Genomic DNA, 20,683 nt, shown 5'->3' on the forward strand with positions numbered 1-20,683 from the left:
ACGCAAGTCGCCACCATGCCACTGGCTTTACCCAGTGCCTTCGACGCCGCAGTTTCGTTTAATTCCTCCCCGGAAATGGCCTGTTCTTTCAGGCTCTGAATTTCGCGACGCAGGTCGCGGATTGCTGCTTGAAGCGCTCTGAAATGCTCTTCACTTTCAGCAATCTCTTGCTCCGGGGTAATCATAGTCATTGTTGCTCAAGCCTCTCGTTTGGAACCTCCAAATCCGAGCGAACACGAAAAAACGGCCACCGGAAATTAATCCGGGGCCGTCTGCCCATTTCGTCTAGCATGCCTAGATATCTACGTCAGAGCGGTCGCAAAGTCAAGGAAAACAAAGTTGCCAAAACCTTCCAAGCCCTTACGATGGTTAAGGAATTCTTAAATTCCGGCCCCAACCGCAGGATCAATCGCCCCCCGTTGACGCATTGCCTGCTGCCGCTGCACCACGCTCGGCCTCAATCACACGCCAAGCGGCCACATTGCGGTTATGCTCTTCCAGCGTCTGTGCAAATGCGTGCCCGCCCGTGCCATCTGCAACAAAGAAAACATAATCCTCTTCAGCAGGTTGCGCGGCGGCCATCAGGCTTGCGCGGCCCGGATTGGCAATCGGTGTCGGTGGCAAAGCGTCAATGACATAGGTGTTATAGGGCGTCGCTGCGCGCAGCTCACTGCGCCGCAACCCGCGCCCCAAAACGCCTTCGCCCTTGGTGATGCCATAGATCACCGTGGGGTCAGTCTGCAAACGCATACCTTGGTTCAGACGGTTGATGAACACGCTGGCCACCTGCCGGCGCTCTTCTGGCACACCGGTCTCCTTTTCGATGATCGACGCAAGGATCAGCATCTCTTGCGGCGTCTCAATCGGCAGGCCCGGATCACGTGCTTCCCACGCTTCCGCCAGCCGCTGTTCTTGCACGGCCTGCATCAACGCCAGAATGGTATTGCGATCTTGGCCTTTGGTCGCCTCATAGCTGTCCGGTGCCAATGTCCCCTCTGCGGGAACAGCGGCAACAGTGCCTTCCAGCAGATCAATCGATTTCAACGCTTCAACAATCTGCCAGCTGGTCACACCCTCGGCGACAGCGATGCGATACCGCGTGTCGGCGTTGGCTGTCGTCTGGGTATAAATCTCGGGCACGTCATCCACGCCCGGCGTAAACTCAGCCCGTTCAACATACTTGCTGGTTGCGGGGTCAAGCTCGCGCACTTGAGTGCTGATCTGGTTGATCCCGATCCGATACACAACTTCGGTGCCGCAGGTGCTTGCGCCGCCCCGTGTGACCGTGTCCACGATCTCTTTCATGCTGGCTTCGGGCTGGATCAGAAAACTGCCTGCCTTCAACGCTTGGGTCTTTTCCTCGTACTCGGCCCCCAAACGGAAAATCATCGCCGACGTCACTGCATCCTGCCCGGCAAGGTTATCGCCGACGGCACGCATGTTTGATCCACGCTCGACCTGCAGGCAAATCGCCTCGGCCAGCGGGCCGGGCGCATCATATTGCCCCCGCCCCCAAAGAATGACGCCGCCCAAAAGGAACAGCCCCAAAATCAGGAACGTCACCGCGTTAGACGCAATATGTCTCCACATTAGGAAATCTTTCCGAACAGCACGCTCGCGTTGGTGCCGCCAAACCCGAAAGAGTTGCTGAGCGCGACATCAATCTTACGCTCGACTTTTTTGTTCGGGGCCAGATCGATCTTTGTCTCAACAGCCGGATTGTCCAAGTTGATTGTGGGCGGTGCCACCTGATCGCGTATTGCCAGGATCGAGAATATCGCCTCAATCGCGCCTGCAGCGCCCAAAAGGTGCCCCGTGGCGGATTTGGTCGACGACATGGTGACCGTTTCAACAGCATCGCCCAGCATCCGCTCAACCGCGCCCAGCTCGATCACGTCAGCCATGGTCGATGTGCCATGGGCGTTGATGTAATCGACGTCTTTCGGCTCAAGCCCGGCCCCGCGCAACGCGTTGCGCATGGAACGCTCAGCCCCGTCGCCATCTTCGGCAGGTGCCGTGATGTGATAGGCATCGCCCGACAGGCCATAGCCCAGAACTTCGGCATAGATTTTCGCACCACGCGCCTTGGCGTGCTCGTATTCTTCCAGAACAACAATCCCGGCACCCTCGCCCATGACGAAACCGTCACGGTCCGCATCATAGGGGCGGCTGGCCTTGGTCGGGTCATCGCCACGCTTGGTCGACAGCGCCTTGCACGCGTTAAAGCCGGCCATGCCGATTTCACAAATCGCGGCCTCGGCCCCGCCCGCGATCATCACATCGGCATCACCGTGAATGATCAAACGGCTTGCATCACCAATCGCATGCGCGCCTGTGGAACAAGCCGTGACCACCGAATGGTTCGGACCGCGGAAACCATAGCGAATCGAAACCTGACCCGAGATCAGGTTGATCAACGCACCGGGCACAAAGAACGGGCTTACGCGGCGTGGGCCTTTTTCATGCATCATCACGGCTGTGTTCGCGATGGAGTTCAAACCACCGATACCCGAACCGATCAAAACGCCTGTGCGGTCCAGATCTTCGCGATCCGTTGGTGTCCAACCGGAATCCTCGATCGCCTGCTGTGCTGCGGCCATGCCGAACAAAATGAACGTATCCACTTTGCGCTGTTCTTTAGGCTCCATATAGGCGTCGGCATTGAACGTGCCGTCGGTGCCATCGCCAAGGGGAACTTCGCACGCGTATTGCGTCACCAACCGGCTTGGATCAAACCCAGTGATCTGGCCCGCCCCCGATTGACCGTCCAAAATTCTCGCCCAGCTGGCCTCGACCCCATCGGCCAAAGGCGTCACCAGCCCCAAACCCGTCACAACTACTCTGCGCATATCAAAGCCCCTTGGTGTATTTCTACGTTGGACGGCTATACCTTGGTGACGTGCCGAATTTCAAGACGCGATACATCAGTTCTGTTTTAGCTCGGCGGGCCTTTGCGTGTCATCAGGCAAACACGATTGCCCTCAACTTCCTCATCTCGCATCGTCACATAGCCCAATGTATCCGCCAAATGCAGCGACACATCGTTTTGCGCATCAATCATACAGACGGTCCGGCCGGTGACAACGCGATCAAACCAATCATGGGCCGCGGTTGCGGCTTCAAGGCCCAGCCCCATGCCCTGCGCATCGGGCGATAACACCCACCCCGCCTCGGGATAGGGGTCGAAATCATCGCCAAATCCGCGCGCCCCAAAGAAAAATCCAGTCTGCCCCGCCATTTCAAGGGTACTACGCGGCTGGATCGCCCATTGGCCAAAACCCGCGACCTGCCAATGGCCCGCATTGCGCAAAAACGCATCCCAAGAACGCGCCTTGGGCCATGGTTTGCCGCTAATATGGGTAACAACCTCGGGCGTGGCCCAGATTTCGGCGAAACGCGGGAAATCATCGGAACGCATCGACCTCAAGGTCAGCCGGGCGGTGTTGATCGTTGGTACAGCTCGAGACATATGGTGAAGTACTTTCACGCTAAACTTATTATGCCACCACTGTCGCCCAACCCACGGTGGAAAAACAAGTAAAATCGCCAAAACAAAAGAAAAAACGGCGTCCTTTCGATATGAAAGAACGCCGTTTTGTGTAATTTTTGCCGATCAACCCGCGCTGCGGGCCATCGAAAGAAGGCTTAGGAAGCTTCTTTGATGAATTTGACCGCGTCGCCGAAAGTTTGGATGTTTTCAGCTGCGTCATCTGGGATTTCGATGCCGAATTCTTCTTCGAACGCCATCACCAGTTCAACAGTGTCCAGGCTGTCTGCGCCAAGATCGTCGATGAACGAAGCGTTCTCAACAACTTTGTCCTCTTCAACACCCAAGTGCTCTACTACGATTTTCTTTACGCGTTCTGCGACGTCGCTCATAATCTGTCCTCATACATTCGGGCAACTCTTGCCCTCTTCTGGTTCCGCCCAAAGCCTGTAGGCCCGTTTGGATCGTGCCCCGAGGGGCGGCTATGGTTCTTGTTGACACAAGACATGGGGGGCGATCAAGCCTTCCCAAATTCGTTTCTGCGCCTCCTTTAGCATAAGACGCAAGTTTGGCAAACGCTTTGCGGCACGCCGCTATAACATGGCCATACCACCGTTCACATGCAAGGTGGTCCCTGTAACATAAGCGGCTTCCGCGCTGGCCAGATAAACAACGGCGGCAGCGATTTCAGCAGGTTCGCCCATGCGTGCGGCGGGAATCTGCGACATGATTCCCGATTTCTGATCATCGGTCAGTTTTTCGGTCATTGCCGTGGTGATGAACCCCGGCGCAATCGCGTTCACCGTGATGCCACGGCTCGCGACTTCATAAGCGAGCGACTTTGACATGCCGACCATACCGGCCTTGGACGCGGCATAGTTTGCCTGCCCGGGGTTGCCCGTCGCGCCCACGATGCTCGAGATATTCACGATCCGGCCCCAACGGGATTTCATCATGCCGCGCATCACGCCTTTGCACAGTTTGAACGTCGCGGTGAGGTTCACGTTGATCACCGAATTCCATTCGTCATCCGACATGCGCATGAACAGGTTATCGCGGGTGATACCAGCGTTATTGACCAGAATATCAACCGATCCCATCGCCTCGATCGCTTGCTTGGGCAGGGCTTCGACCGCGTCCATATCGCTTAGATTACAGGGCAATACATGGGCGCGTTCGCCCAGTTCGGCCTTCAGCGCCTCAAGCGGTTCTGTGCGGGTGCCAGACAGCCCCACGGTTGCGCCCTGCGCATGCAAGCTGCGCGCAATATCTGCACCAATGCCCCCGGATGCACCGGTGATCAGCGCGTTTTTACCTGTTAAATCAAACATATAAATATCCTCTACTCGCGGCTTGCGCCCCTATTTATCGCGTTGGTTTATGCCGTGTTCATCGCGGCTGCGTCTGCTGCTGTGCCGATATTCACACAAGTGATTTCCTTGTTGATGCGGCGGATCATGCCGGACAAGGCTTTGCCCGCGCCGATCTCCCAAATCTCGGTCACGCCTTGCGCGCCCATCCATTCAACCGACGACAACCACCGCACCTGACCGGTGACCTGTTCGATCAACAGCTTACGGATCTCGTCGGGGTCGCTGACCGCCTCGGCCACCACGTTCGCCACGACCGGCACGACAGGCGCGTTCATCGTCACGCCGGCCAAGGCTTCGGCCATTTCCTCGGCTGCGGGGGCCATCAGCGCGCAGTGGAACGGTGCAGAGACCGGCAGCAGCAAGGCGCGCTTTGCACCCGCTGCTTTGGCCAGATCAAGCGCGCGTTCAACGGCGGCCTTGCTGCCCGACACAACATTCTGCGCCGGATCGTTCTGGTTGGCGACCTGACACACGTCGCCTTGGGCGGCATCCGCAGCAACCTGCTCGGCTTGTTCAAAGGTCAGCCCCAGCAGAGCGGCCATTGCGCCCTCCCCAACCGGTACAGCCGCTTGCATGGCGCGGCCGCGGATGCGCAGCAAACGCGCAGTGTCTGCCAGCGAAAACGTGCCAGCCGCGCAAAGTGCTGCGTATTCACCCAAAGAATGGCCCGCCACGAATGCGGCGTTTTCAACGGTGATCCCTTCGGCGTTCAACGCGGCCATGGCGGCCATCGACGTGGCCATCAACGCAGGCTGCGCGTTTTGGGTCAGGGTCAATGCCTCGGCCTCGCCTTCCCAGATCAACGTCGACAGTTTTTCGCCCAAAGCCTCGTCGACCTCGTCAAACACGGCCTTGGCCGCTGGATAGGCATCCGCCAGATCACGGCCCATGCCGATGGTTTGCGCGCCTTGGCCCGGATATACAAATGCAATGCTCATAAGGTCCCCCCGTTTCTGATTAAAACGGCTTTATCCTGTGGGGTCAGCGCAAACAAGCCTGCACCGACCCTGTGCGCATATCCGTAATTGCCGCCGCGCACCGCTTTGACGTAAACTATACCCCCATAACCCGGAGACCCAAATGGCCATTAGCAACACCGCAATCCGCTACGGCGGCGTCACAAAGTTTTTTCACTGGCTGACGGCTTTACTGATCATCGCTTTGATCGGGTCTGGCATGTTCGCCGAGGATTTACCCTATGAGACCCAAGACCAGTTGACGCAAAAAGCGTGGTTCTTCTCGATCCATAAAACCATGGGTGTTTCGGTGTTTTTTGTGGCGCTGGCACGGATTATCTGGGCCATAAGCCAACCCAAACCGGGGCTGCTGAACGCGGATAAAAAGCTGGAAAGCTGGCTGGCGGAAACTGTGCATTGGGTGCTGTACGCATCACTCGTGATTGTGCCGCTGGCAGGCTGGATCAGCCACGCAGCCGCATCGGGTTTTGCCCCCATCTGGTGGCCTTTCGGCCAAAATCTTCCGCTGGTTTCCAAAAGCACGCAGATCGAACACCTGTTTGGCTCCGTTCACGTGATTTCTGGCAAAGTGCTTATTATTGCGTTGCTTTTGCACGTCGCTGGCGCGCTGAAGCACCACTTTATTGATCGCGATTCGACCCTGCGGCGGATGTTGCCGGGCGAACCGCCCATCGGCCCCATGCCCGCCCAACACCACAGCAGCGCACCGGTGCTGGCCGCCGCGGCGGTCTGGCTGGCCACTGTGGCCACTGGTGCTGGCTTGGGCCTCTCAGGCGGGAATGGAGGCGCGGCCCCTGCCCCCGCTTTGGCACAGGTTGCATCGGAATGGACGGTTCAGGATGGCACAATCGGCATCACCGTCAGCCAGTTCGGTTCGGCGGTCGAGGGCAGCTTTACCGATTGGACCTCGTCCATTTCCTTTGACGAAACGGTAACCGAGGGCAAGGCGGGCAACGTCACGACGACAATCTCGATCCCCTCGCTCACCCTCGGGTCGGTCACGGATCAGGCAATGGGCGCTGACTTTTTCAACGCTGAAAACTTCCCCACTGCCACATTTGCGGCCGAGATCACGGTAACCAATGGCGATTACCTTGCCGATGGCACACTCACCATCAAGGACCAGTCTGTACCTGTGTCCCTGCCCTTTACCCTAACGGTAGATGGCGACACCGCGCAGATGCAAAGCACGACAACCTTGGACAGACGCGCCTTTGCCATCGGTCAAAGCGTAACCGATGCCTCCACACTGGCGTTTGATGTCACCATTGATATCAACCTCACGGCAACCCGCCCCGCGCAATAAGCGGCCTGCCGCCAAACAAAAAAAACGCCGGGGCGCTAACCCCGGCGTTTTCATTTCTACCAGTTGGCTGAAAAGCTTAGTCTGCTTTCATTGCCTCGATGGAGATGTTGATGCTGACTTCGTCGCTCACGAAAGGCGCGAATTTGCCAAGGTTGTAGTCAGAGCGCAGAACCGTTGTTGTTGCGTCGAAACCGGCCCAAGGCTTGCCCGCCATCGGGTGATCACCCATTTGGTTCAGCTTGGCATCCAGAACGACCGATTTCGTCACGCCGTTCATGGTCAGATCGCCGGTGATCAGGCCGGTTTTCTCGCCCGTCACTTCGATACCTGTCGACGTGAATGTCACCATGTCACCTTCGGCTGCGCCGAAAAAGTCAGGGGACATAAAGTGATCGGTGCGCGGCTGCCAGCCGGTGATCATGTCCATAACCGGAAAGGACACGGTGACAGAAGAATTCGCAGGCTCTGCCTCGTCCAGCATGATTTCGCCGTCAAAACCGCTGTACATGCCGGTCGTTGTGGAAAAACCAAGGTGGTTATAGGTGAAAACGATCTGGCTGTGGCTGGCGTCCAGAACATATTTTTCGGCGGCAAAGGCGGATGTGGCACCCAACGTCAGGGCCGTGGCAAGCAGGATGGATTTGAAAGTCATGATAAATACTCCGGTTGGATTGTCATAAGGACTAAATGGCGCAATTACGGCGGTAGGCAACCCAGCAAGGGCAAACACTGTCTGCGCAAGAATGAACAGTTGCGCGCACAATGGGCATAGCACAGTGGTTTTTGATCCGTGATAGCGACGGCGGTCAATCACACCCTTTTGACACAGCGCATTGCCCCTTGCCCTATACGCCAAACCGTGTATATCGACCCTTCGTTTTGCATCATCTTTTGAACCGCGCAGACTCTCGTGGTGGGGCCGCAAAACGCTCATGCCCTACCTATGAAATGCGCCTTGATATAAATAGGAGTGCACATGCCGCTTTATGAGCATGTTATGATTGCGCGTCAGGACTTGTCCAACACGCAAGCAGAAGGCCTTATCGAACATTTTGGCACAGTTTTGGCTGACAACGACGGCAAGCTCGTCGACAGCGAATACTGGGGCGTCAAAACGATGGCCTATAAGATCAACAAAAACCGCAAGGGCCACTATGCCTTCCTGCGTTCGGATGCACCTGCAACCGCCGTTCAGGAAATGGAACGTCTGATGCGTTTGCACGATGACGTCATGCGCGTTCTGACCATCAAAGTTGATGAGCATAAAGAACTGCCATCCGTTCAAATGCAAAAACGTGACGAACGCCCCGAGCGCGGCGAACGCCGCGAGCGCCGTTGATCATCAGCTTGAAAGAAAGGACATAAACCATGGCCGCAAAACCATTTTTCCGCCGTCGTAAAGTCTGCCCCTTCTCGGGCGACAACGCACCGGCAATCGATTACAAAGACACACGTCTGCTGCAGCGCTACATCTCTGAGCGTGGCAAAATCGTTCCATCCCGTATCACAGCAGTTTCTGCGAAAAAGCAGCGTGAATTGGCCCGTGCCATCAAACGCGCCCGCTTCCTCGCCTTGCTGCCCTACGCCGTTAAGTAAGGAGAAAGCACATGCAAGTTATCCTTCTGGAACGTGTGGCCAAGCTTGGTCAAATGGGCGAAGTCGTGGACGTAAAGCCCGGCTACGCACGCAACTATCTGCTGCCACAAGGCAAAGCGCTGTCGGCTTCCAAAGCCAACATCGAAGCCTTTGAAGGCCAGAAAGCACAGCTTGAGGCGCAAAACCTCGAGACCAAAAAAGAAGCCGAAGCAATGTCGGACAAGCTGAACGGTCAGCAGTTCGTTGTTATTCGTTCCGCTTCCGATTCGGGTGCTTTGTACGGTTCCGTTACAACACGTGACGCCGCCGAAGTTGCAACCGCCGAGGGCTTCACAGTCGACCGCAAGCAGGTCGTTCTGCGCAACCCGATCAAAGATCTGGGCCTGCACGACGTAACAGTCGTTCTGCACCCCGAAGTCGAAGCCACCATTCAGCTGAACGTTGCACGTTCCCCTGAAGAGGCCGAGCTTCAGGCGGCAGGCAAGTCGATCCAAGAACTGGCAGCGGAAGAAGAAGCCGCAGCCGAGTTCGAGATTTCCGAATTGTTCGATGATATCGGCTCTGCCGCGAACGACGACGAAGATCTGGCCGAAGCTGTTGAAGCGCAAGACGACGACGAAGCGAAAGCTTAAGTCTCTTAACGCCCTAGACGATTTAGCGCCGTCCCCGCATTGCCGGGGGCGGCGTTTTCATTTGGTAGGGCCGGTTTATGCACCGCGTCCGCTCCTCGATAGAATCGCCGCCACCAAAGCAAATTCTGCACGCTGCTGCCCCCACATCTGCGCTTCTACGCTTATGCCAAGCCGTTTCGGCGCCCCTCTGCCCATGCAAGACCGTCAAGGTTGCGAGACACCTCAACCATTGTAGTGTTTCCCAAGCAAAAATCAGAGTTTCCAGATGACAGTCCTATCACGCCGCCTTTTGTGCCAGATGCTTTTGTGCAGCGCCGGCCTCGCCGCCTGTTCAAGCAACTCCGCGACGGTATCCCCCGACGCCCCCAGAATGCAGCTCCACCCAAATGAAACACCGGAACTGCGCGGTCTCATCAATAAATGGGCCGATTTTTACGACGTGCCCCGCCCGCTGGTGCACCGCCTAGCGATCAGGGAAAGCACACACCGCCCAGAGGCCCGCAACGGCCCCTACTACGGCCTGTTGCAGATACTCCCCGCCACAGCGCGCGGCATGGGGTTTCAGGGCAGCACTGGCGACTTGCTGAACCCTGATGTGAATCTGAAATACGGTGTGAAATATCTGCGCGGGGCATGGCTGCTGGCAGACGGCGATCACGACACCGCAATCAAATGGTACGCCCGCGGCTATTACTTTGAGGCGAAAAAACGCGGCATGCTGACCGAGACGGGGCTGCGGTCCTAGCAACAGCGTATCACGGCGACGGTCGACCCTGAGTTCAAATCCAATCCAGGTTGACCTGCCGGGCAGGATACTTCTCCGCAAACTTTTCTCGCAGCGCGCGGAACCTCGGCCTTAGATCGGCGAATTTGCGTTCATGGGTTTCGACGACCAGACATCGGATCCCCTCGATCAAGTTAGCGGCGTCCATTGCCTCAAGCAGGTCAAGCTCGGCCCCTTCGATGTCCATCTTCACAAACGCGATCTCGCCGCGCTTCTCGATTTCAGCCGCGATGATCTTTAGGAAATCCAGCAGCGCAACATCAATGTAATTGTCCGAGTCGATCATACGTCCGCCATCGACAATCGTACTCTTAACCGATGCCCCTTTCATATTCTCCTCGAAGTTTTCAGCGCGCATCAGCCGGACAGTGCCTGCCGTCGCCCCCACCGCCGCGTTTACAAGCTGCACGTTGCTGCGGTCCTTCATCGCTGTTGTCAGCTGTTCAAAGGCGTAAGGGTCGGGTTCATAGCTGATCACATCGGCGCCGGTGTCGGCCAGCAAAGCGGACACAACCCCCACATTGGCACCGCAATCCATCGCCAGATCCCCAGGTTTCAACATGGCAGTCACCCCCTTGAGAAAACCCATGGCCTCGGCATGGCGCAAATTCCGTTTTGCGCGCCGGCGAGCCTTGCGTTCTTCATCGCTCAAAGGGTGTTGGGCTTTTGCTGCGCGGCGCGCTTTGTTGTTGGTTTCATCCGACACGTTCTCAACTGTCCCCCATCTAGCAGCAACCGCTGCGATTGGGCCAGTAGAGCAGATCAACCGCCTGCATTCTAACGAAAAAGGCCGCCCCAAGCGGGACGGCCTTTTTCTTCACCTAGCTTGAAAGGACGACTTATTCGTCTTCCAGCGCTTCAACAGCTTTTTGAAGGTCTTCTTTGGACACTTCTTTTTCGTTCAATGTCGCCTGTTCGAACACATAGTCAACGACTTTGTCTTCAAACAACGGCGCGCGCAGCTGCTGTTGCATTTGCTGGTTTTGCTGAACGAATTCAAAGAACTGGCGTTCTTGACCCGGGTACTGACGTGCCTGGTTCATGATCGCTTGTGTCATCTCGGCGTCAGATACCTGAACTTCGGCTTTCTGACCCAGTTCTGCCAACAGCAGGCCCAGACGAACGCGGCGTGCGGCCAATGTCTTGTGCTCTTCTGTGGTTTCGATCTCTGGGTGGTCATGGCCCTGAACATCAGGGTTGTCTTCGTGCCACAGCTGGTGCGCGATCTGACCTGCTTCGGCGTCCAGCAAGGACGGTGGCAGATCAAAGCTGACCAGTTTGTCCAGCTCGTCCAACAGGCCGCGCTTCATGACAGCGCGCGATGCACCCATGTATTCGGCTTCCAGACGTTCGGCGATTTGTGTTTTCAAACCGGCCAAGTCTTCTGCGCCAAACTTGGTTGCCAGCTCGTCGTCGATCTTGGCGGCAACAGGCTTTTTAACGTCTTTGACTTTGCATTCAAACACGGCTTCTTTGCCCGCAAGGTTCGGCGCTTGGTAATCATCAGGGAAAGAAACAGTAACGTCTTTTTCTTCGCCCACAACAACACCAACCAGCTGCTCTTCAAAGCCGGGGATGAAGGAATTGGACCCCAGTACCAAAGGATAATCCTCGGCGGCACCGCCGTCGAACGCTTCGCCGTCAACTTTGCCCAGGAAATCAAACACGATCTGGTCGCCGTCTTTGGCTTTTGTGCCCGCTTTGCGCGATTCAAAATCTTGCGCGGTCTCGGCCAGGTTTGCCAGCGCTTCTTCAACGGCGGCATCGTCGGCTTTGACGACCATTTTATCCAGCTTGATGGATGTCAGATCAACGTCAGGAATCTCTGGCAGCGCTTCATAGGTCATTGTGACCTCGACGTCGTCGCCTTCTTTCCAGTCTTCGTTGGACATTTTCACATCGGGCTGCATCGCGGGGCGATCGCCGGACTTTTCGAAATGCTCTTGCATGGCACCATCGATGGCTTCTTGCATCGCTTCGCCCATGACCTTTTGGCCGAACTGCTTTTTCAGCAGCGCCATAGGTACTTTACCTTTGCGAAAGCCCTTCATTTCGACTTCGGGCTGTGCTTCGGCCAGCTTTTCGTTGACCTTGGCCTCCAGCTCAGCTGCTGTCACAGTGATGGCATAGCCGCGTTTCAGACCTTCGTTCAGCGTCTCGTTGACCTGCATGTTTGCTCCATAGGGTAAGGCCGCGCTATAATCGGCGCGGGCGGAAAAATTTCCGCTCTTCTATTTGGGCCTGCGCTTGGGCGCAAGCGGATTTGGGTTGGGCCCGGACTGGCAGGGAATAAAACCCGCCAAACCAAGCCCCAATCACATTCCGAGCGCTTCTTTGTACATTTCAAGAACCGCTTCTTCTTCGGCGATGTCGTCTTTGTCGCGTTTGCGCAAGGAGATGACTTTGCGCAGCACTTTGGTGTCGTAACCGCGCGATTTTGCTTCGGCCATGACCTCTTTTTGCTGCTCGGCCAGATCTTTCTTTTCGGAATCAAGGCGTTCGATCCGCTCCACAAACTGACGAAGCTCGTTTGCGGTCACGCGGTAGGTTGCATCGCCAACGACGTCGGCGGATTCGGGGTTGGTGGCACTGTCGCTCATTGCGGGGTCCTGTGTCTGGAATGGGTCAGCGCCCTGACTAACGCCGCACCTGCCCTGCCGCAAGCCACACTTGCGATACCTTGCCAATTGAGATAGCCCGCGCCGCATGGAAAACGCATCAACATCATTGTTCGACATTCTAATCTGGTCCGGCGCTGTGATCTCGCTGGTGGGATTCTTTGGCCTTGTCTGGTGTATCGTCACCGTGATGCGGGCAAAACGCGCCAACCTGCCCGAGGACGAAATGCGCGCCGTTTTGCAAAAAGCGCTGCCGCTGAACCTTGGTGCGCTGTTTCTGTCAGTCATCGGTCTGATGATGGTCGTGATCGGTATTATGCTGGGCTAATTTCGCGGCCCGCGCATTAGAGCTTGAAACATATTCAATAATCTTTATGTATTCTGTTAACACGGGTCGCCGACGCGGCCCCTCCTTTTGTGTGAACGGGAATGACATGATTGAAATCGAATGGATTTGGGGGCTGGTGGGCGGCCTGATTATTGGATGCGCGGGCGCTGTTTACCTATTGGGCAACGGGCGCATCATGGGGGCCAGCGGTATCATCGGCGGGCTGGTTGACGGCTCTGGCCGCAATACTTGGATCGAACGGATCAGCTTTATCGCGGCGCTTATCCTTGCACCTGCCCTGTTGATCTACTTTTCCGGCCGCCCCGCAACGACAAACCTGACCGACAACTGGCTGCTCATCGTCGTGGCCGGGCTGCTGGTTGGCATCGGTACGCGCGTCGGCAACGGCTGTACGTCCGGCCATGGGGTTTGCGGCATCTCGCGGCTGTCACCGCGCGGAATTGTGGCCACTTTGATCTATATATTTGCTGGTGCGGTAATGGTTGTTGCCCTGCGCTCCATGATGGGGGGACTGTAAGATGCGGAATATGATTGCTGTTTTGTCCGGTGCGTTGTTTGGCATTGGTCTTTATATCGCTGACATGACCAACACCGTTAAGGTGCAGGGGTTTCTTGATTTTTTCGGCAGTTGGGACCCGACACTGGCCTTTGTTATGGGCGGTGCGATTATACCGATGGCCATCGCATGGGCGATGACGCGCGACCGTAAACCGCTGGTTGGCGGCGACTTCCCTGCCCGCCCCGAGGCCAAGTTTGACCGCCGTCTGATTGTCGGTGCCGTCCTGTTCGGCATGGGTTGGGGGTTGGTCGGTCTTTGCCCGGGTCCGGCACTGGCATCGCTTAGCTTTGGCGGCATTGGTGGCTTGGTCTTTTTCGCAGCAATGCTGGTGGGCATGTTAATCGCGCCCAAAGTCTCGGCATTGCTGGACAGCAAACCCGCAGCTGGTTAAATCAAGCCATGGATATGCGCCAAATCACCCCCCGCTTCTTTGCTTCCCCGCAGATTGATCCGTCCGACATGGCCGCGATCCGCGAGGCAGGCATTACCTTGATCCTATGCAACCGCCCCGATGCCGAAGTACCGCCAAGCCATCAGCACGAGGCGATCAAGGCGGCCGCCGAAGCCGCCGGGATCAAATTTGCGTTCCAACCGCTGACCCACCAGACGATGACGCCAGACGTTATTGCCAACAACCGCGCAATCGGTGCGGGGGCTGAGGACGAGACCGTTCTGGCCTATTGCGCGTCGGGTACACGGTCGACAATCGCTTGGGCCCTTGGTCAGGCGGGCGAGGTTCCTGCGGATGATCTGATCGAAGCGGCCAGTAAGGGCGGATATGATCTGTCCCATATGCGCGGCATCCTAAGCACCAACTACGCATAAGCAGCCAGATCAGCCCGTATTACTGGCCCATCGCGTCCGGTGTACTATTGGCGTCATCCTCGAATCCCGGTAAATCCGACAGATCGGGCATGGGTGCGGTGGCAAAATCGACGTCAGTATCGGGCCTAGCTGGTGCATCGCCGGCTTGGCCCGCTACAGCAGGCAGGTCCTGAACGCTATAAAAGTCGTCAAATTGGGCATCTTGCGCCGCTTCGGCCCGCAACGCCCCGGCATCAGATGATCGCCGCAGCAGAGTCTCGCGTTTTTTTGCCCGGTGTTTGACCCGCAAGGCGCGCATGCCATCGCGCTGGCCTAGCACGCCATGCCCCACAATCCGCCCTTCCAGCGTTCTGACTTGTGCATCCGCAAAGCTGACGCGCCCCAGCTCAAGCACCTGCCCCACTTGCAAAGCCCCAGCCACCCGAATGGGCAGTTGGAGCTGGGTCAGCGACACGATCAGGTTGGCTTTCAGCGACAGCACATTCTCGCATAGGGTTTTGCTGCCTTCGTCAACGACCTCTTCTTCCTCCGCCGCATCCGGATCGGCGATCTTTGGCGGCGGTTTGGGCACGGGCAAACACAGCAGCAGTTCGCCCTGCCGTGCGCCTTGGGCCAGATCAAGGGTCAGGCGCAGGATGTGATACGCGTCATCCTCTAGCGCCAGCATCAGCAAACGCAGGTTTTGCGCCTTGGCCCCGAATTTGAATCCGGCCATCAGCTGCCGTTCCTCTTCGATTTGGGGCAAGGGGGCCGCCCGTTCCAAAAGCGTGTTCAGAAACGGTTCGATCAAAGACGCATCCGTGGTCGTCATGATACGGGGCGGACCGTCGGCGTTGAACGGCTGCACCGTCCCCATCGTTTGCTGTTGGATCAGCCCCCCAACAAAGGCAGCATCCACCATCGCCGCACCGCGCGCCCCCGCAGGCCCGTCAAGCAACACCATCAACTGGTCTTCGTCAAACACCCCAGCACAGGCATCATTGCCAACGACGTCTTGCGTGGCCCCCAACACGGCCAATGGTAATTCAAACAGATCCTGGCCGACCTTGGACATGCTCAGCCGCAGCGCCCGAAGCACAGAAACAGTGCGCGACTGGTGCATAGCCCGTCCCGCCTGCGTCTTTCGCCGCATCGCTGATTGTTGCTGCTCTGTCACTGCATACTCCGCCGTACTCAGACCCCTTTAGGGAAGGTGTAAACGGTTAATCGTAAAGATGACCTTTATGCAGACGCGGCAACTTCATTATTGTCGGTGGCGTCGCTCTGCGATCCAATGGGCAGCGTCACGCGAAAACCGGTGCCGGGGCCATCAGCGAGATAGACGATATCTCCTTGTAACCGCGTGATAATTTCGCGGCAAATAGCAAGGCCAAGCCCAGCCCCTTCACCGCCCTGCCCCGGCACACGGCTGAATTTCTCAAATATCAACGCGCGCGAGGCCGGATCAATGCCGGCACCATTATCGACAAAATCTACCGCGACATACTCCTCAAGGCGCGTGACGCTGATCCGCAGTTCGGGCATCTCTGCCACGCAATATTTTTGCGCGTTGGTAATGAGGTTAATAAACACCTGCGCCAGCCGGTCGAGGTCGGTTTCAAGCATCACATCTTCGCTGTCTGCGTCACGGATGATCTCTATCGCGCCAGAATTGGCCGCCTTGCCCGTGGTTACCGCAAGGTCCAACACGTCGCGCAACGACCCGCGTTGCCGGTTCAGCGTGACAGCACCGTTCTCAAGCACCGACAGCCCCAGCAGATCGTCCAGCAACCGCGTCAATCGGATGGTTTCAGAGTGGATAATCGACGCATAGCGGGTCTTTTCCTCCGCGCTCAACGCCTGTGCATCGCGGAGGATTTCCGAAAACGACCGGATCGACGTCATGGGCGTGCGCAATTCATGGCTGATCTGGCTTAGAAAGCTGTCTTTTTGGTGCGAAAGCTGGGTCAGCTTGTCATTGGCGCTGCGCAGTTTTTCTGCGGTATCAGACAGTTCGCGCGATTTGATCTCGAGCTGGCTGGAATATTCCAACATTTGCGCGGATTCGTCCGCCACCGCCAGCAGATCGCGCACGGAAACGGACGCCCCACCCACCAGCTGGGCCACCATCGCATGGGCCGTCGCGGCCCCTACAGATGCGGCAAGCTCCCGCTCCAACGCCTGAACAAAGCGCGGCGTCGGTTCGGGCAATCCTTCGGCTTTTTCCTGCAACCGGGCCTGCGCGCGAAAGAACGCCTGCGCCTCGCTGGGGCCAAGGATTCGCTGCGCCATGATCATCAGGTCTTCGGTCCCGGCCTCGGAGGCGGTCCAACCGCGCGCGGGGCTTGAGTGGTCAAAAATGTTGACGAATTGCGCACCCTGTAGGCGTTCCATCGGGGTGGGGAAGCTGACCAGCGACCCTAGGATAAAGGCCAGCGTGTTCAACGACAGGCTCCAGATCACGGCATGCACGGTGGGGTCCAACCCTCTGAGCCCGAACAGCGCTTCTGGCCGCAGCCACGACAGGCCCAGCAACCCTTGCTCAAAAGTTTGGGCGGACAGGACAGCGCCCGGGCCAAAGCTGGGCAAAAGCATCGTAAATATCCACACGGCAAAACCGATGCACAGCCCGAACACCGCCCCTGTGCGCGTCGCCCCGCGCCAAAATACACCGCCCAACAAGACCGGCAGAAACTGCGCGACCCCGCCAAAGGAAATCGTCCCGATAGCCGCCAAGGCTCCGCTGCCGCCAGAGGCGCGGTAATAGGAATATCCAAGGGCGATAATGAACAGGATCGACAGCCGCCGCGACAGGATCACCACATGGCGTACATCACCCGATTGCTGCACGGTCCCCTGCCCGAACGCCAACCAGATCGGCATGACGATATGGTTGCTGACCATAGTTGAAAGGGCGAGCGTCGCCACGATCACCATCGAGGTGGCCGATGAAAACCCGCCCAGAAAAGCCAGCATCGCCAGATTGTTCTGGCCCTGACTAAGCGGCAAGCTCAGCACGAACAAATCGGGGTTCGACCCCTCGGGCAGCAGATCAAGGCCCACCACGGCAATGGGCACGACAAACAGGCTCATCATCATCAGGTACAGCGGAAAGGCCCAACTGGCGATTTGCAGATGACGTTCGTCATCGTTTTCGACCACCAACACCTGAAACATCCGTGGCAGGCAGATCAACGCCGCCGCGGCCAGCAAGGTTAGCGTCGCCCAGCGTCCGCCATCCACCTGCCATACGCCAATGTCCGACCGGTCGATCTGGGCCATCGCCTCGGTCAGGCCGCCCGCAAGGCCCCAGACCACAAAGATGCCGACCGCAATCAGGGCCAACAGCTTTACAATCGCCTCGACCGCGATGGCGATCACCACGCCGTGGTGGCGTTCATTGACGTTCAGGTTTCGTGTGCCGAACAGCACCGTAAACAGCGCCAGCCCCACGGCCACCCAAAACGCCGCCTGCGCCGTGTTGATCGGATCAGTCGCGCCATCTGCCAGATTGGACGGTGCCGCAAAAATCGACAAAGACAGCGTAACCGATTGCAATTGAAGGGCAATATAGGGAGTTACGCCAATAACAGCCATGACCGTCACCAAAATGGCCAGCAGGTTGGACTTCCCATAGCGCGAGGAAATAAGATCGGCGACCGATGTCACGCGGTGCGAGCGCCCGATGCGCACCAAGCGGCGCAGCAACCACCACCAGCCGATCAGAACCAGACTAGGGCCAAGATAGATCGTCACATATTCCAGCCCCGACCGGGCGGCATATCCAACGGCCCCATAAAACGTCCAACCGGTGCAATAAATCGACAGGGACAGCGTATAAACCAGCGGCGAACGCAGCAGCCAATCGCCCCGCCCCTTGATCGCCGCCCGCTCCGCCGCAAAGGCGACGGCAAACAGGCCCACCACATACAGCAGGCACACCGCAATCAGTTGGTTCAGCGACACCATCAGCTTTGGTTTTCTTGCGCGATCTTGCGCGCGGTGCGACGCCACAGAAACAGGGCCAACAAGATCATGCCCAGCCAGACGCCAAAGATATAGCGCAGCGCGTGTGACGTTGTAATCACCGGGTCAGCGGCCCCATCCGGCACCGGCCATAACAGCGGCACCATCCAGAATGCGAGGGCAAGCACCGGCAGCAATCGCACCGCGTCCATCAGCCGGCGAAACCGATAGCTGCGCCGGGCCAGAAACAGGGGCGATCCGGGCCGGTTGCTCATGATGCGGTTGGGGTTGTCGCTGTCAAAGAATGGACCGCCTCAAGCATTTCGGCATTCGAAAACGGCTTTGTCATAAAGCGGCTGACGCCTGCATCTTTGGCCATCTCGCGGTCGCGGGCCTGCCCACGTGCGGTCAACATCAGGATCGGCAGATCAACAAAAGCCGGATCGGCCCGCAATTCCTTGAGGATTTCAAACCCGCTTTTGCCGGGCAACATCACATCAAGCATCACCAGATCAGGGCAGACATTGCGGATTACATCCACGGCGGATGACCCGTTGGCCAATGTCTCGACGCGCCAGCCTTCGCGGCCCAGCAGAAAGCGGATTGCCTCTGCGATATTTGTCTCATCCTCGACGAGCACGACGTGCTTTGTCATCGGTATTTTCCCTCCCGTGGTGGTGCCCGTCGCCTTTGAAAAGCAATCTTTGCCACCGGATCAGAGGATGCACCTTATTGATGGCACTGTCAAAACCAGTTTGATGCCAAACTGCCGCATCACATGCCGTCATTCAGAATTGATGGTTCACGGCGTGCGGGGCAATTGTTGCGCGGGCAGACACGGCAGGTCGCCCCCACCTCAAGCCGTGGTCCGGTTGCCAGCCCTTGTGCGGGCAAAATCAACATCACGGACTGCACCAAAGGCTGCGCGTTATAGCTGTGGACCGATTGAACCTCGCAGGCGGCGATGCAGTCGAATTCGGCATTGCCGCGGCCCAACTGCTCCACCCTTTCCTTGACCACCACGCCGGGATTTCCCAGCACCGAAAACAGCGGCCACAACGGGCAGCCCGCGCCAAAACGTGGCACCATGAAACCTTCGATGGATTTGCGGAAAATCACCGTGCCGGACCTGTCACACACCAGCAGGCCAGCCCCAAGTTCAGGCATCGCCGCCATCCGCCGCAGCACGCGCCCGACCGGCTGATGCAAATGCTGCGCCAAGGCCATGGGATCACGGCCAACGGTTCGGATCACGTCCCTGATCCGTTCAATCGGCAGGGCACTTGCATCCGTCGCCACCTGCTGCAGCACGGTGCGCGCAATATGACGCGCGGCAATGCTTTTCAGCTCGGGCGCGGCGTTGGCAAGGTTCTGAATGGCGTTCTCGTCCTGACCGGCCTGTTCAAGCACGGCAAACTGGAACCGGTGCGCAGCCAGAAACGCCTCGACTTCTTCTTGGGGGGAACTTGCGGCGGGCGTGGTTTCGGGGTCAGCCTCAAGATATCCGACCAAAGATTGCGCGCTGTCCGCCAGCCGCCTGCTGTCTTGGTCGATATTAATGTGAAAACGGTCCCGCCATTCGGGTTCCAGCGTTTTGGTATCCGCCAGAATAGATGCCGTAGACCGGATGGCCGCCGCTGTGGTCAGCAATTCATGCATGGATGCGGCCAAATGCGGATCATGGGCCAATCGGTCGGTCAGCGCCTCGATCGTGCGCTCCAATGTTGCGATGCGGCGTTGCGCATTGGCCAAGACATCCGCCCAGCCGGGGAACCGCCCGGCGAACTCATCCGCGCGCGCCACCTCTGGCCCGCTGAGCCCGGTATCATCCGCTGCCTCGCGCAGTGCTGCAATCAGCGCGGCTTCGGCCCCTTCGGTCAACGTTGTAGGCTCAACCCCAAGCGCAGAGGCGATGTTCAGCAGCAGTTTTCCACCGATTCTACGGCGATTATGCTCGATTAAATTAAGGTAACTCGCCGAGATACCAACAATAGCGGCAAGGTCAGCTTGCTTCTGCCCCGCCATGATACGCCGCTCTCGGATGCGACTACCCGTCAAACCCTCACGAGACACGATTATGCGCTCCTATTTTACCGCACGATTCCAACGACTTTCTGCGATGCAACATCATAAACTTTACAAACCTACTAGTTACTTTGCGAATATATTTACAGAATAATTGTTTTTATCAAGGGGCTTATTGATCGGTTTTCAATATTCCCCTCATATCGT

The 20,683-nt window shown here is 57.5% G+C and carries 24 protein-coding genes; 9 read left to right on the plus strand and 15 right to left on the minus strand.

What is annotated here, in order from left to right; translation table 11 throughout:
• Positions 1-405: 405 nt before the first annotated feature.
• The 6 genes from mltG to fabD form a co-directional block, all read right to left on the minus strand.
• Entirely contained in the window at positions 406-1,590 is a 1,185-nt protein-coding gene (mltG, locus tag AADJ11_RS11220) for an endolytic transglycosylase MltG (protein ID WP_341234611.1), read from the minus strand.
• Complete coding sequence (gene fabF / locus AADJ11_RS11225) at positions 1,590-2,849, minus strand: beta-ketoacyl-ACP synthase II (RefSeq protein WP_341234612.1); 1,260 nt, start codon at positions 2,847-2,849, stop codon at positions 1,590-1,592. The genes mltG and fabF overlap by 1 nt, the downstream gene beginning before the upstream one ends.
• Positions 2,850-2,935: 86 nt before the next feature.
• Positions 2,936-3,469: a GNAT family N-acetyltransferase gene (locus AADJ11_RS11230; protein ID WP_341234613.1), complete on the minus strand. Its 534-nt coding sequence runs from the start codon at positions 3,467-3,469 to the stop codon at positions 2,936-2,938.
• 176 nt (positions 3,470-3,645) lie between these two features.
• Positions 3,646-3,879, minus strand: a complete 234-nt coding sequence (locus AADJ11_RS11235; protein WP_093914756.1) for an acyl carrier protein — start codon at positions 3,877-3,879, stop codon at positions 3,646-3,648.
• Positions 3,880-4,080: 201 nt separating this feature from the next.
• The gene (fabG, locus tag AADJ11_RS11240) at positions 4,081-4,818 is read right to left on the minus strand and encodes a 3-oxoacyl-[acyl-carrier-protein] reductase (RefSeq protein ID WP_341234614.1); all 738 of its coding nucleotides are present in this window, start codon (positions 4,816-4,818) and stop codon (positions 4,081-4,083) included.
• Positions 4,819-4,865: 47 nt separating this feature from the next.
• Positions 4,866-5,798, minus strand: coding sequence for an ACP S-malonyltransferase (gene fabD, locus AADJ11_RS11245; protein ID WP_341234615.1), 933 nt, complete (start codon positions 5,796-5,798; stop codon positions 4,866-4,868).
• A gap of 142 nt (positions 5,799-5,940) precedes the next feature.
• Between fabD and AADJ11_RS11250 the strand changes: the two genes are divergently transcribed.
• Positions 5,941-7,143 carry a cytochrome b/b6 domain-containing protein gene (locus AADJ11_RS11250; protein ID WP_341234616.1) on the plus strand — a complete coding sequence of 401 codons (1,203 nt, stop codon included), beginning with the start codon at positions 5,941-5,943 and terminating at the stop codon, positions 7,141-7,143.
• Between the two features lie 76 nt (positions 7,144-7,219).
• On the opposite strand, the gene AADJ11_RS11255 is transcribed toward AADJ11_RS11250, so the two are convergent.
• On the minus strand, positions 7,220-7,795 hold the full coding sequence (locus AADJ11_RS11255) for a YceI family protein (protein WP_341234617.1): 576 nt from the start codon (positions 7,793-7,795) through the stop codon (positions 7,220-7,222).
• A 324-nt stretch (positions 7,796-8,119) separates the two neighbouring features.
• On the opposite strand from AADJ11_RS11255, the gene rpsF reads away from it, so the two are divergent.
• From rpsF to AADJ11_RS11275, 4 genes are all read left to right on the plus strand, one after another.
• Positions 8,120-8,482: a 30S ribosomal protein S6 gene (rpsF, locus tag AADJ11_RS11260; RefSeq protein ID WP_005852867.1), complete on the plus strand. Its 363-nt coding sequence runs from the start codon at positions 8,120-8,122 to the stop codon at positions 8,480-8,482.
• Positions 8,483-8,511: 29 nt separating this feature from the next.
• Positions 8,512-8,739 carry a 30S ribosomal protein S18 gene (rpsR, locus tag AADJ11_RS11265; protein ID WP_005852865.1) on the plus strand — a complete coding sequence of 76 codons (228 nt, stop codon included), beginning with the start codon at positions 8,512-8,514 and terminating at the stop codon, positions 8,737-8,739.
• A gap of 11 nt (positions 8,740-8,750) precedes the next feature.
• On the plus strand, positions 8,751-9,371 hold the full coding sequence (gene rplI, locus AADJ11_RS11270) for a 50S ribosomal protein L9 (protein WP_341234618.1): 621 nt from the start codon (positions 8,751-8,753) through the stop codon (positions 9,369-9,371).
• 298 nt (positions 9,372-9,669) lie between these two features.
• Positions 9,670-10,116: a lytic transglycosylase domain-containing protein gene (locus tag AADJ11_RS11275; protein WP_341235011.1), complete on the plus strand. Its 447-nt coding sequence runs from the start codon at positions 9,670-9,672 to the stop codon at positions 10,114-10,116.
• 34 nt (positions 10,117-10,150) lie between these two features.
• Here AADJ11_RS11275 and AADJ11_RS11280 read toward each other — a convergent pair whose 3' ends face one another.
• The 3 genes from AADJ11_RS11280 to AADJ11_RS11290 form a co-directional block, all read right to left on the minus strand.
• The gene (locus tag AADJ11_RS11280; protein WP_341234619.1) at positions 10,151-10,717 is read right to left on the minus strand and encodes an FkbM family methyltransferase; all 567 of its coding nucleotides are present in this window, start codon (positions 10,715-10,717) and stop codon (positions 10,151-10,153) included.
• 277 nt (positions 10,718-10,994) lie between these two features.
• Positions 10,995-12,326 carry a trigger factor gene (gene tig, locus AADJ11_RS11285; protein ID WP_341234620.1) on the minus strand — a complete coding sequence of 444 codons (1,332 nt, stop codon included), beginning with the start codon at positions 12,324-12,326 and terminating at the stop codon, positions 10,995-10,997.
• Positions 12,327-12,470: 144 nt separating this feature from the next.
• Entirely contained in the window at positions 12,471-12,755 is a 285-nt protein-coding gene (locus tag AADJ11_RS11290) for a DUF2312 domain-containing protein (protein WP_093914748.1), read from the minus strand.
• A gap of 106 nt (positions 12,756-12,861) precedes the next feature.
• Here AADJ11_RS11290 and AADJ11_RS11295 point away from each other — a divergent pair, with 106 nt between their 5' ends.
• From AADJ11_RS11295 to AADJ11_RS11310, 4 genes are all read left to right on the plus strand, one after another.
• Positions 12,862-13,101 (plus strand): hypothetical protein, encoded by a 240-nt coding sequence (locus AADJ11_RS11295; protein WP_341234621.1) that lies wholly within the window; start codon positions 12,862-12,864, stop codon positions 13,099-13,101.
• Positions 13,102-13,207: 106 nt separating this feature from the next.
• Complete coding sequence (locus tag AADJ11_RS11300) at positions 13,208-13,639, plus strand: YeeE/YedE family protein (RefSeq protein ID WP_341234622.1); 432 nt, start codon at positions 13,208-13,210, stop codon at positions 13,637-13,639.
• A 1-nt stretch (position 13,640) separates the two neighbouring features.
• Complete coding sequence (locus AADJ11_RS11305) at positions 13,641-14,072, plus strand: DUF6691 family protein (RefSeq protein WP_341234623.1); 432 nt, start codon at positions 13,641-13,643, stop codon at positions 14,070-14,072.
• Between the two features lie 8 nt (positions 14,073-14,080).
• The gene (locus tag AADJ11_RS11310) at positions 14,081-14,506 is read left to right on the plus strand and encodes a TIGR01244 family sulfur transferase (protein ID WP_341234624.1); all 426 of its coding nucleotides are present in this window, start codon (positions 14,081-14,083) and stop codon (positions 14,504-14,506) included.
• A 19-nt stretch (positions 14,507-14,525) separates the two neighbouring features.
• Here the strand turns inward: AADJ11_RS11310 and AADJ11_RS11315 are convergent, their stop codons facing one another.
• The 5 genes from AADJ11_RS11315 to AADJ11_RS11335 form a co-directional block, all read right to left on the minus strand.
• On the minus strand, positions 14,526-15,608 hold the full coding sequence (locus AADJ11_RS11315; protein WP_341234625.1) for a FliM/FliN family flagellar motor C-terminal domain-containing protein: 1,083 nt from the start codon (positions 15,606-15,608) through the stop codon (positions 14,526-14,528).
• Between the two features lie 119 nt (positions 15,609-15,727).
• Positions 15,728-18,454 (minus strand): sensor histidine kinase, encoded by a 2,727-nt coding sequence (locus tag AADJ11_RS11320; RefSeq protein WP_341234626.1) that lies wholly within the window; start codon positions 18,452-18,454, stop codon positions 15,728-15,730.
• Complete coding sequence (locus tag AADJ11_RS11325) at positions 18,454-18,726, minus strand: hypothetical protein (RefSeq protein ID WP_341234627.1); 273 nt, start codon at positions 18,724-18,726, stop codon at positions 18,454-18,456. The genes AADJ11_RS11320 and AADJ11_RS11325 overlap by 1 nt, the downstream gene beginning before the upstream one ends.
• Positions 18,723-19,106 carry a response regulator gene (locus AADJ11_RS11330; RefSeq protein ID WP_341234628.1) on the minus strand — a complete coding sequence of 128 codons (384 nt, stop codon included), beginning with the start codon at positions 19,104-19,106 and terminating at the stop codon, positions 18,723-18,725. The genes AADJ11_RS11325 and AADJ11_RS11330 overlap by 4 nt, the downstream gene beginning before the upstream one ends.
• 119 nt (positions 19,107-19,225) lie before the next feature.
• Positions 19,226-20,524, minus strand: a complete 1,299-nt coding sequence (locus AADJ11_RS11335; protein ID WP_341234629.1) for a short-chain fatty acyl-CoA regulator family protein — start codon at positions 20,522-20,524, stop codon at positions 19,226-19,228.
• Between the last annotated feature and the right edge of the window lie 159 nt (positions 20,525-20,683).

This window comes from uncultured Sulfitobacter sp. (assembly GCF_964021855.1).
In the GTDB taxonomy this organism is placed as follows: Bacteria; Pseudomonadota; Alphaproteobacteria; order Rhodobacterales; family Rhodobacteraceae; genus Sulfitobacter.

Bases quoted from the DNA above. Each gene is read 5' to 3' on its own strand.
- fabF (WP_341234612.1), bottom strand. From the start codon at position 2,849: ATGCGCAGAGTAGTTGTGACGGGTTTGGGGCTGGTGACGCCTTTGGCC.
- AADJ11_RS11275 (WP_341235011.1), top strand. From the start codon at position 9,670: ATGCTTTTGTGCAGCGCCGGCCTCGCCGCCTGTTCAAGCAACTCCGCG.
- AADJ11_RS11325 (WP_341234627.1), bottom strand. From the start codon at position 18,726: ATGAGCAACCGGCCCGGATCGCCCCTGTTTCTGGCCCGGCGCAGCTAT.
- AADJ11_RS11230 (WP_341234613.1), bottom strand. From the start codon at position 3,469: ATGTCTCGAGCTGTACCAACGATCAACACCGCCCGGCTGACCTTGAGG.
- AADJ11_RS11250 (WP_341234616.1), top strand. From the start codon at position 5,941: ATGGCCATTAGCAACACCGCAATCCGCTACGGCGGCGTCACAAAGTTT.
- fabG (WP_341234614.1), bottom strand. From the start codon at position 4,818: ATGTTTGATTTAACAGGTAAAAACGCGCTGATCACCGGTGCATCCGGG.
- AADJ11_RS11295 (WP_341234621.1), top strand. From the start codon at position 12,862: ATGGAAAACGCATCAACATCATTGTTCGACATTCTAATCTGGTCCGGC.
- AADJ11_RS11300 (WP_341234622.1), top strand. From the start codon at position 13,208: ATGATTGAAATCGAATGGATTTGGGGGCTGGTGGGCGGCCTGATTATT.
- AADJ11_RS11235 (WP_093914756.1), bottom strand. From the start codon at position 3,879: ATGAGCGACGTCGCAGAACGCGTAAAGAAAATCGTAGTAGAGCACTTG.
- AADJ11_RS11315 (WP_341234625.1), bottom strand. From the start codon at position 15,608: ATGCACCAGTCGCGCACTGTTTCTGTGCTTCGGGCGCTGCGGCTGAGC.
- rplI (WP_341234618.1), top strand. From the start codon at position 8,751: ATGCAAGTTATCCTTCTGGAACGTGTGGCCAAGCTTGGTCAAATGGGC.
- AADJ11_RS11305 (WP_341234623.1), top strand. From the start codon at position 13,641: ATGCGGAATATGATTGCTGTTTTGTCCGGTGCGTTGTTTGGCATTGGT.
- AADJ11_RS11280 (WP_341234619.1), bottom strand. From the start codon at position 10,717: ATGTTGAAACCTGGGGATCTGGCGATGGATTGCGGTGCCAATGTGGGG.
- tig (WP_341234620.1), bottom strand. From the start codon at position 12,326: ATGCAGGTCAACGAGACGCTGAACGAAGGTCTGAAACGCGGCTATGCC.
- fabD (WP_341234615.1), bottom strand. From the start codon at position 5,798: ATGAGCATTGCATTTGTATATCCGGGCCAAGGCGCGCAAACCATCGGC.
- AADJ11_RS11320 (WP_341234626.1), bottom strand. From the start codon at position 18,454: ATGGTGTCGCTGAACCAACTGATTGCGGTGTGCCTGCTGTATGTGGTG.
- rpsF (WP_005852867.1), top strand. From the start codon at position 8,120: ATGCCGCTTTATGAGCATGTTATGATTGCGCGTCAGGACTTGTCCAAC.
- AADJ11_RS11330 (WP_341234628.1), bottom strand. From the start codon at position 19,106: ATGACAAAGCACGTCGTGCTCGTCGAGGATGAGACAAATATCGCAGAG.
- AADJ11_RS11255 (WP_341234617.1), bottom strand. From the start codon at position 7,795: ATGACTTTCAAATCCATCCTGCTTGCCACGGCCCTGACGTTGGGTGCC.
- AADJ11_RS11310 (WP_341234624.1), top strand. From the start codon at position 14,081: ATGGATATGCGCCAAATCACCCCCCGCTTCTTTGCTTCCCCGCAGATT.
- rpsR (WP_005852865.1), top strand. From the start codon at position 8,512: ATGGCCGCAAAACCATTTTTCCGCCGTCGTAAAGTCTGCCCCTTCTCG.
- AADJ11_RS11290 (WP_093914748.1), bottom strand. From the start codon at position 12,755: ATGAGCGACAGTGCCACCAACCCCGAATCCGCCGACGTCGTTGGCGAT.
- mltG (WP_341234611.1), bottom strand. From the start codon at position 1,590: ATGTGGAGACATATTGCGTCTAACGCGGTGACGTTCCTGATTTTGGGG.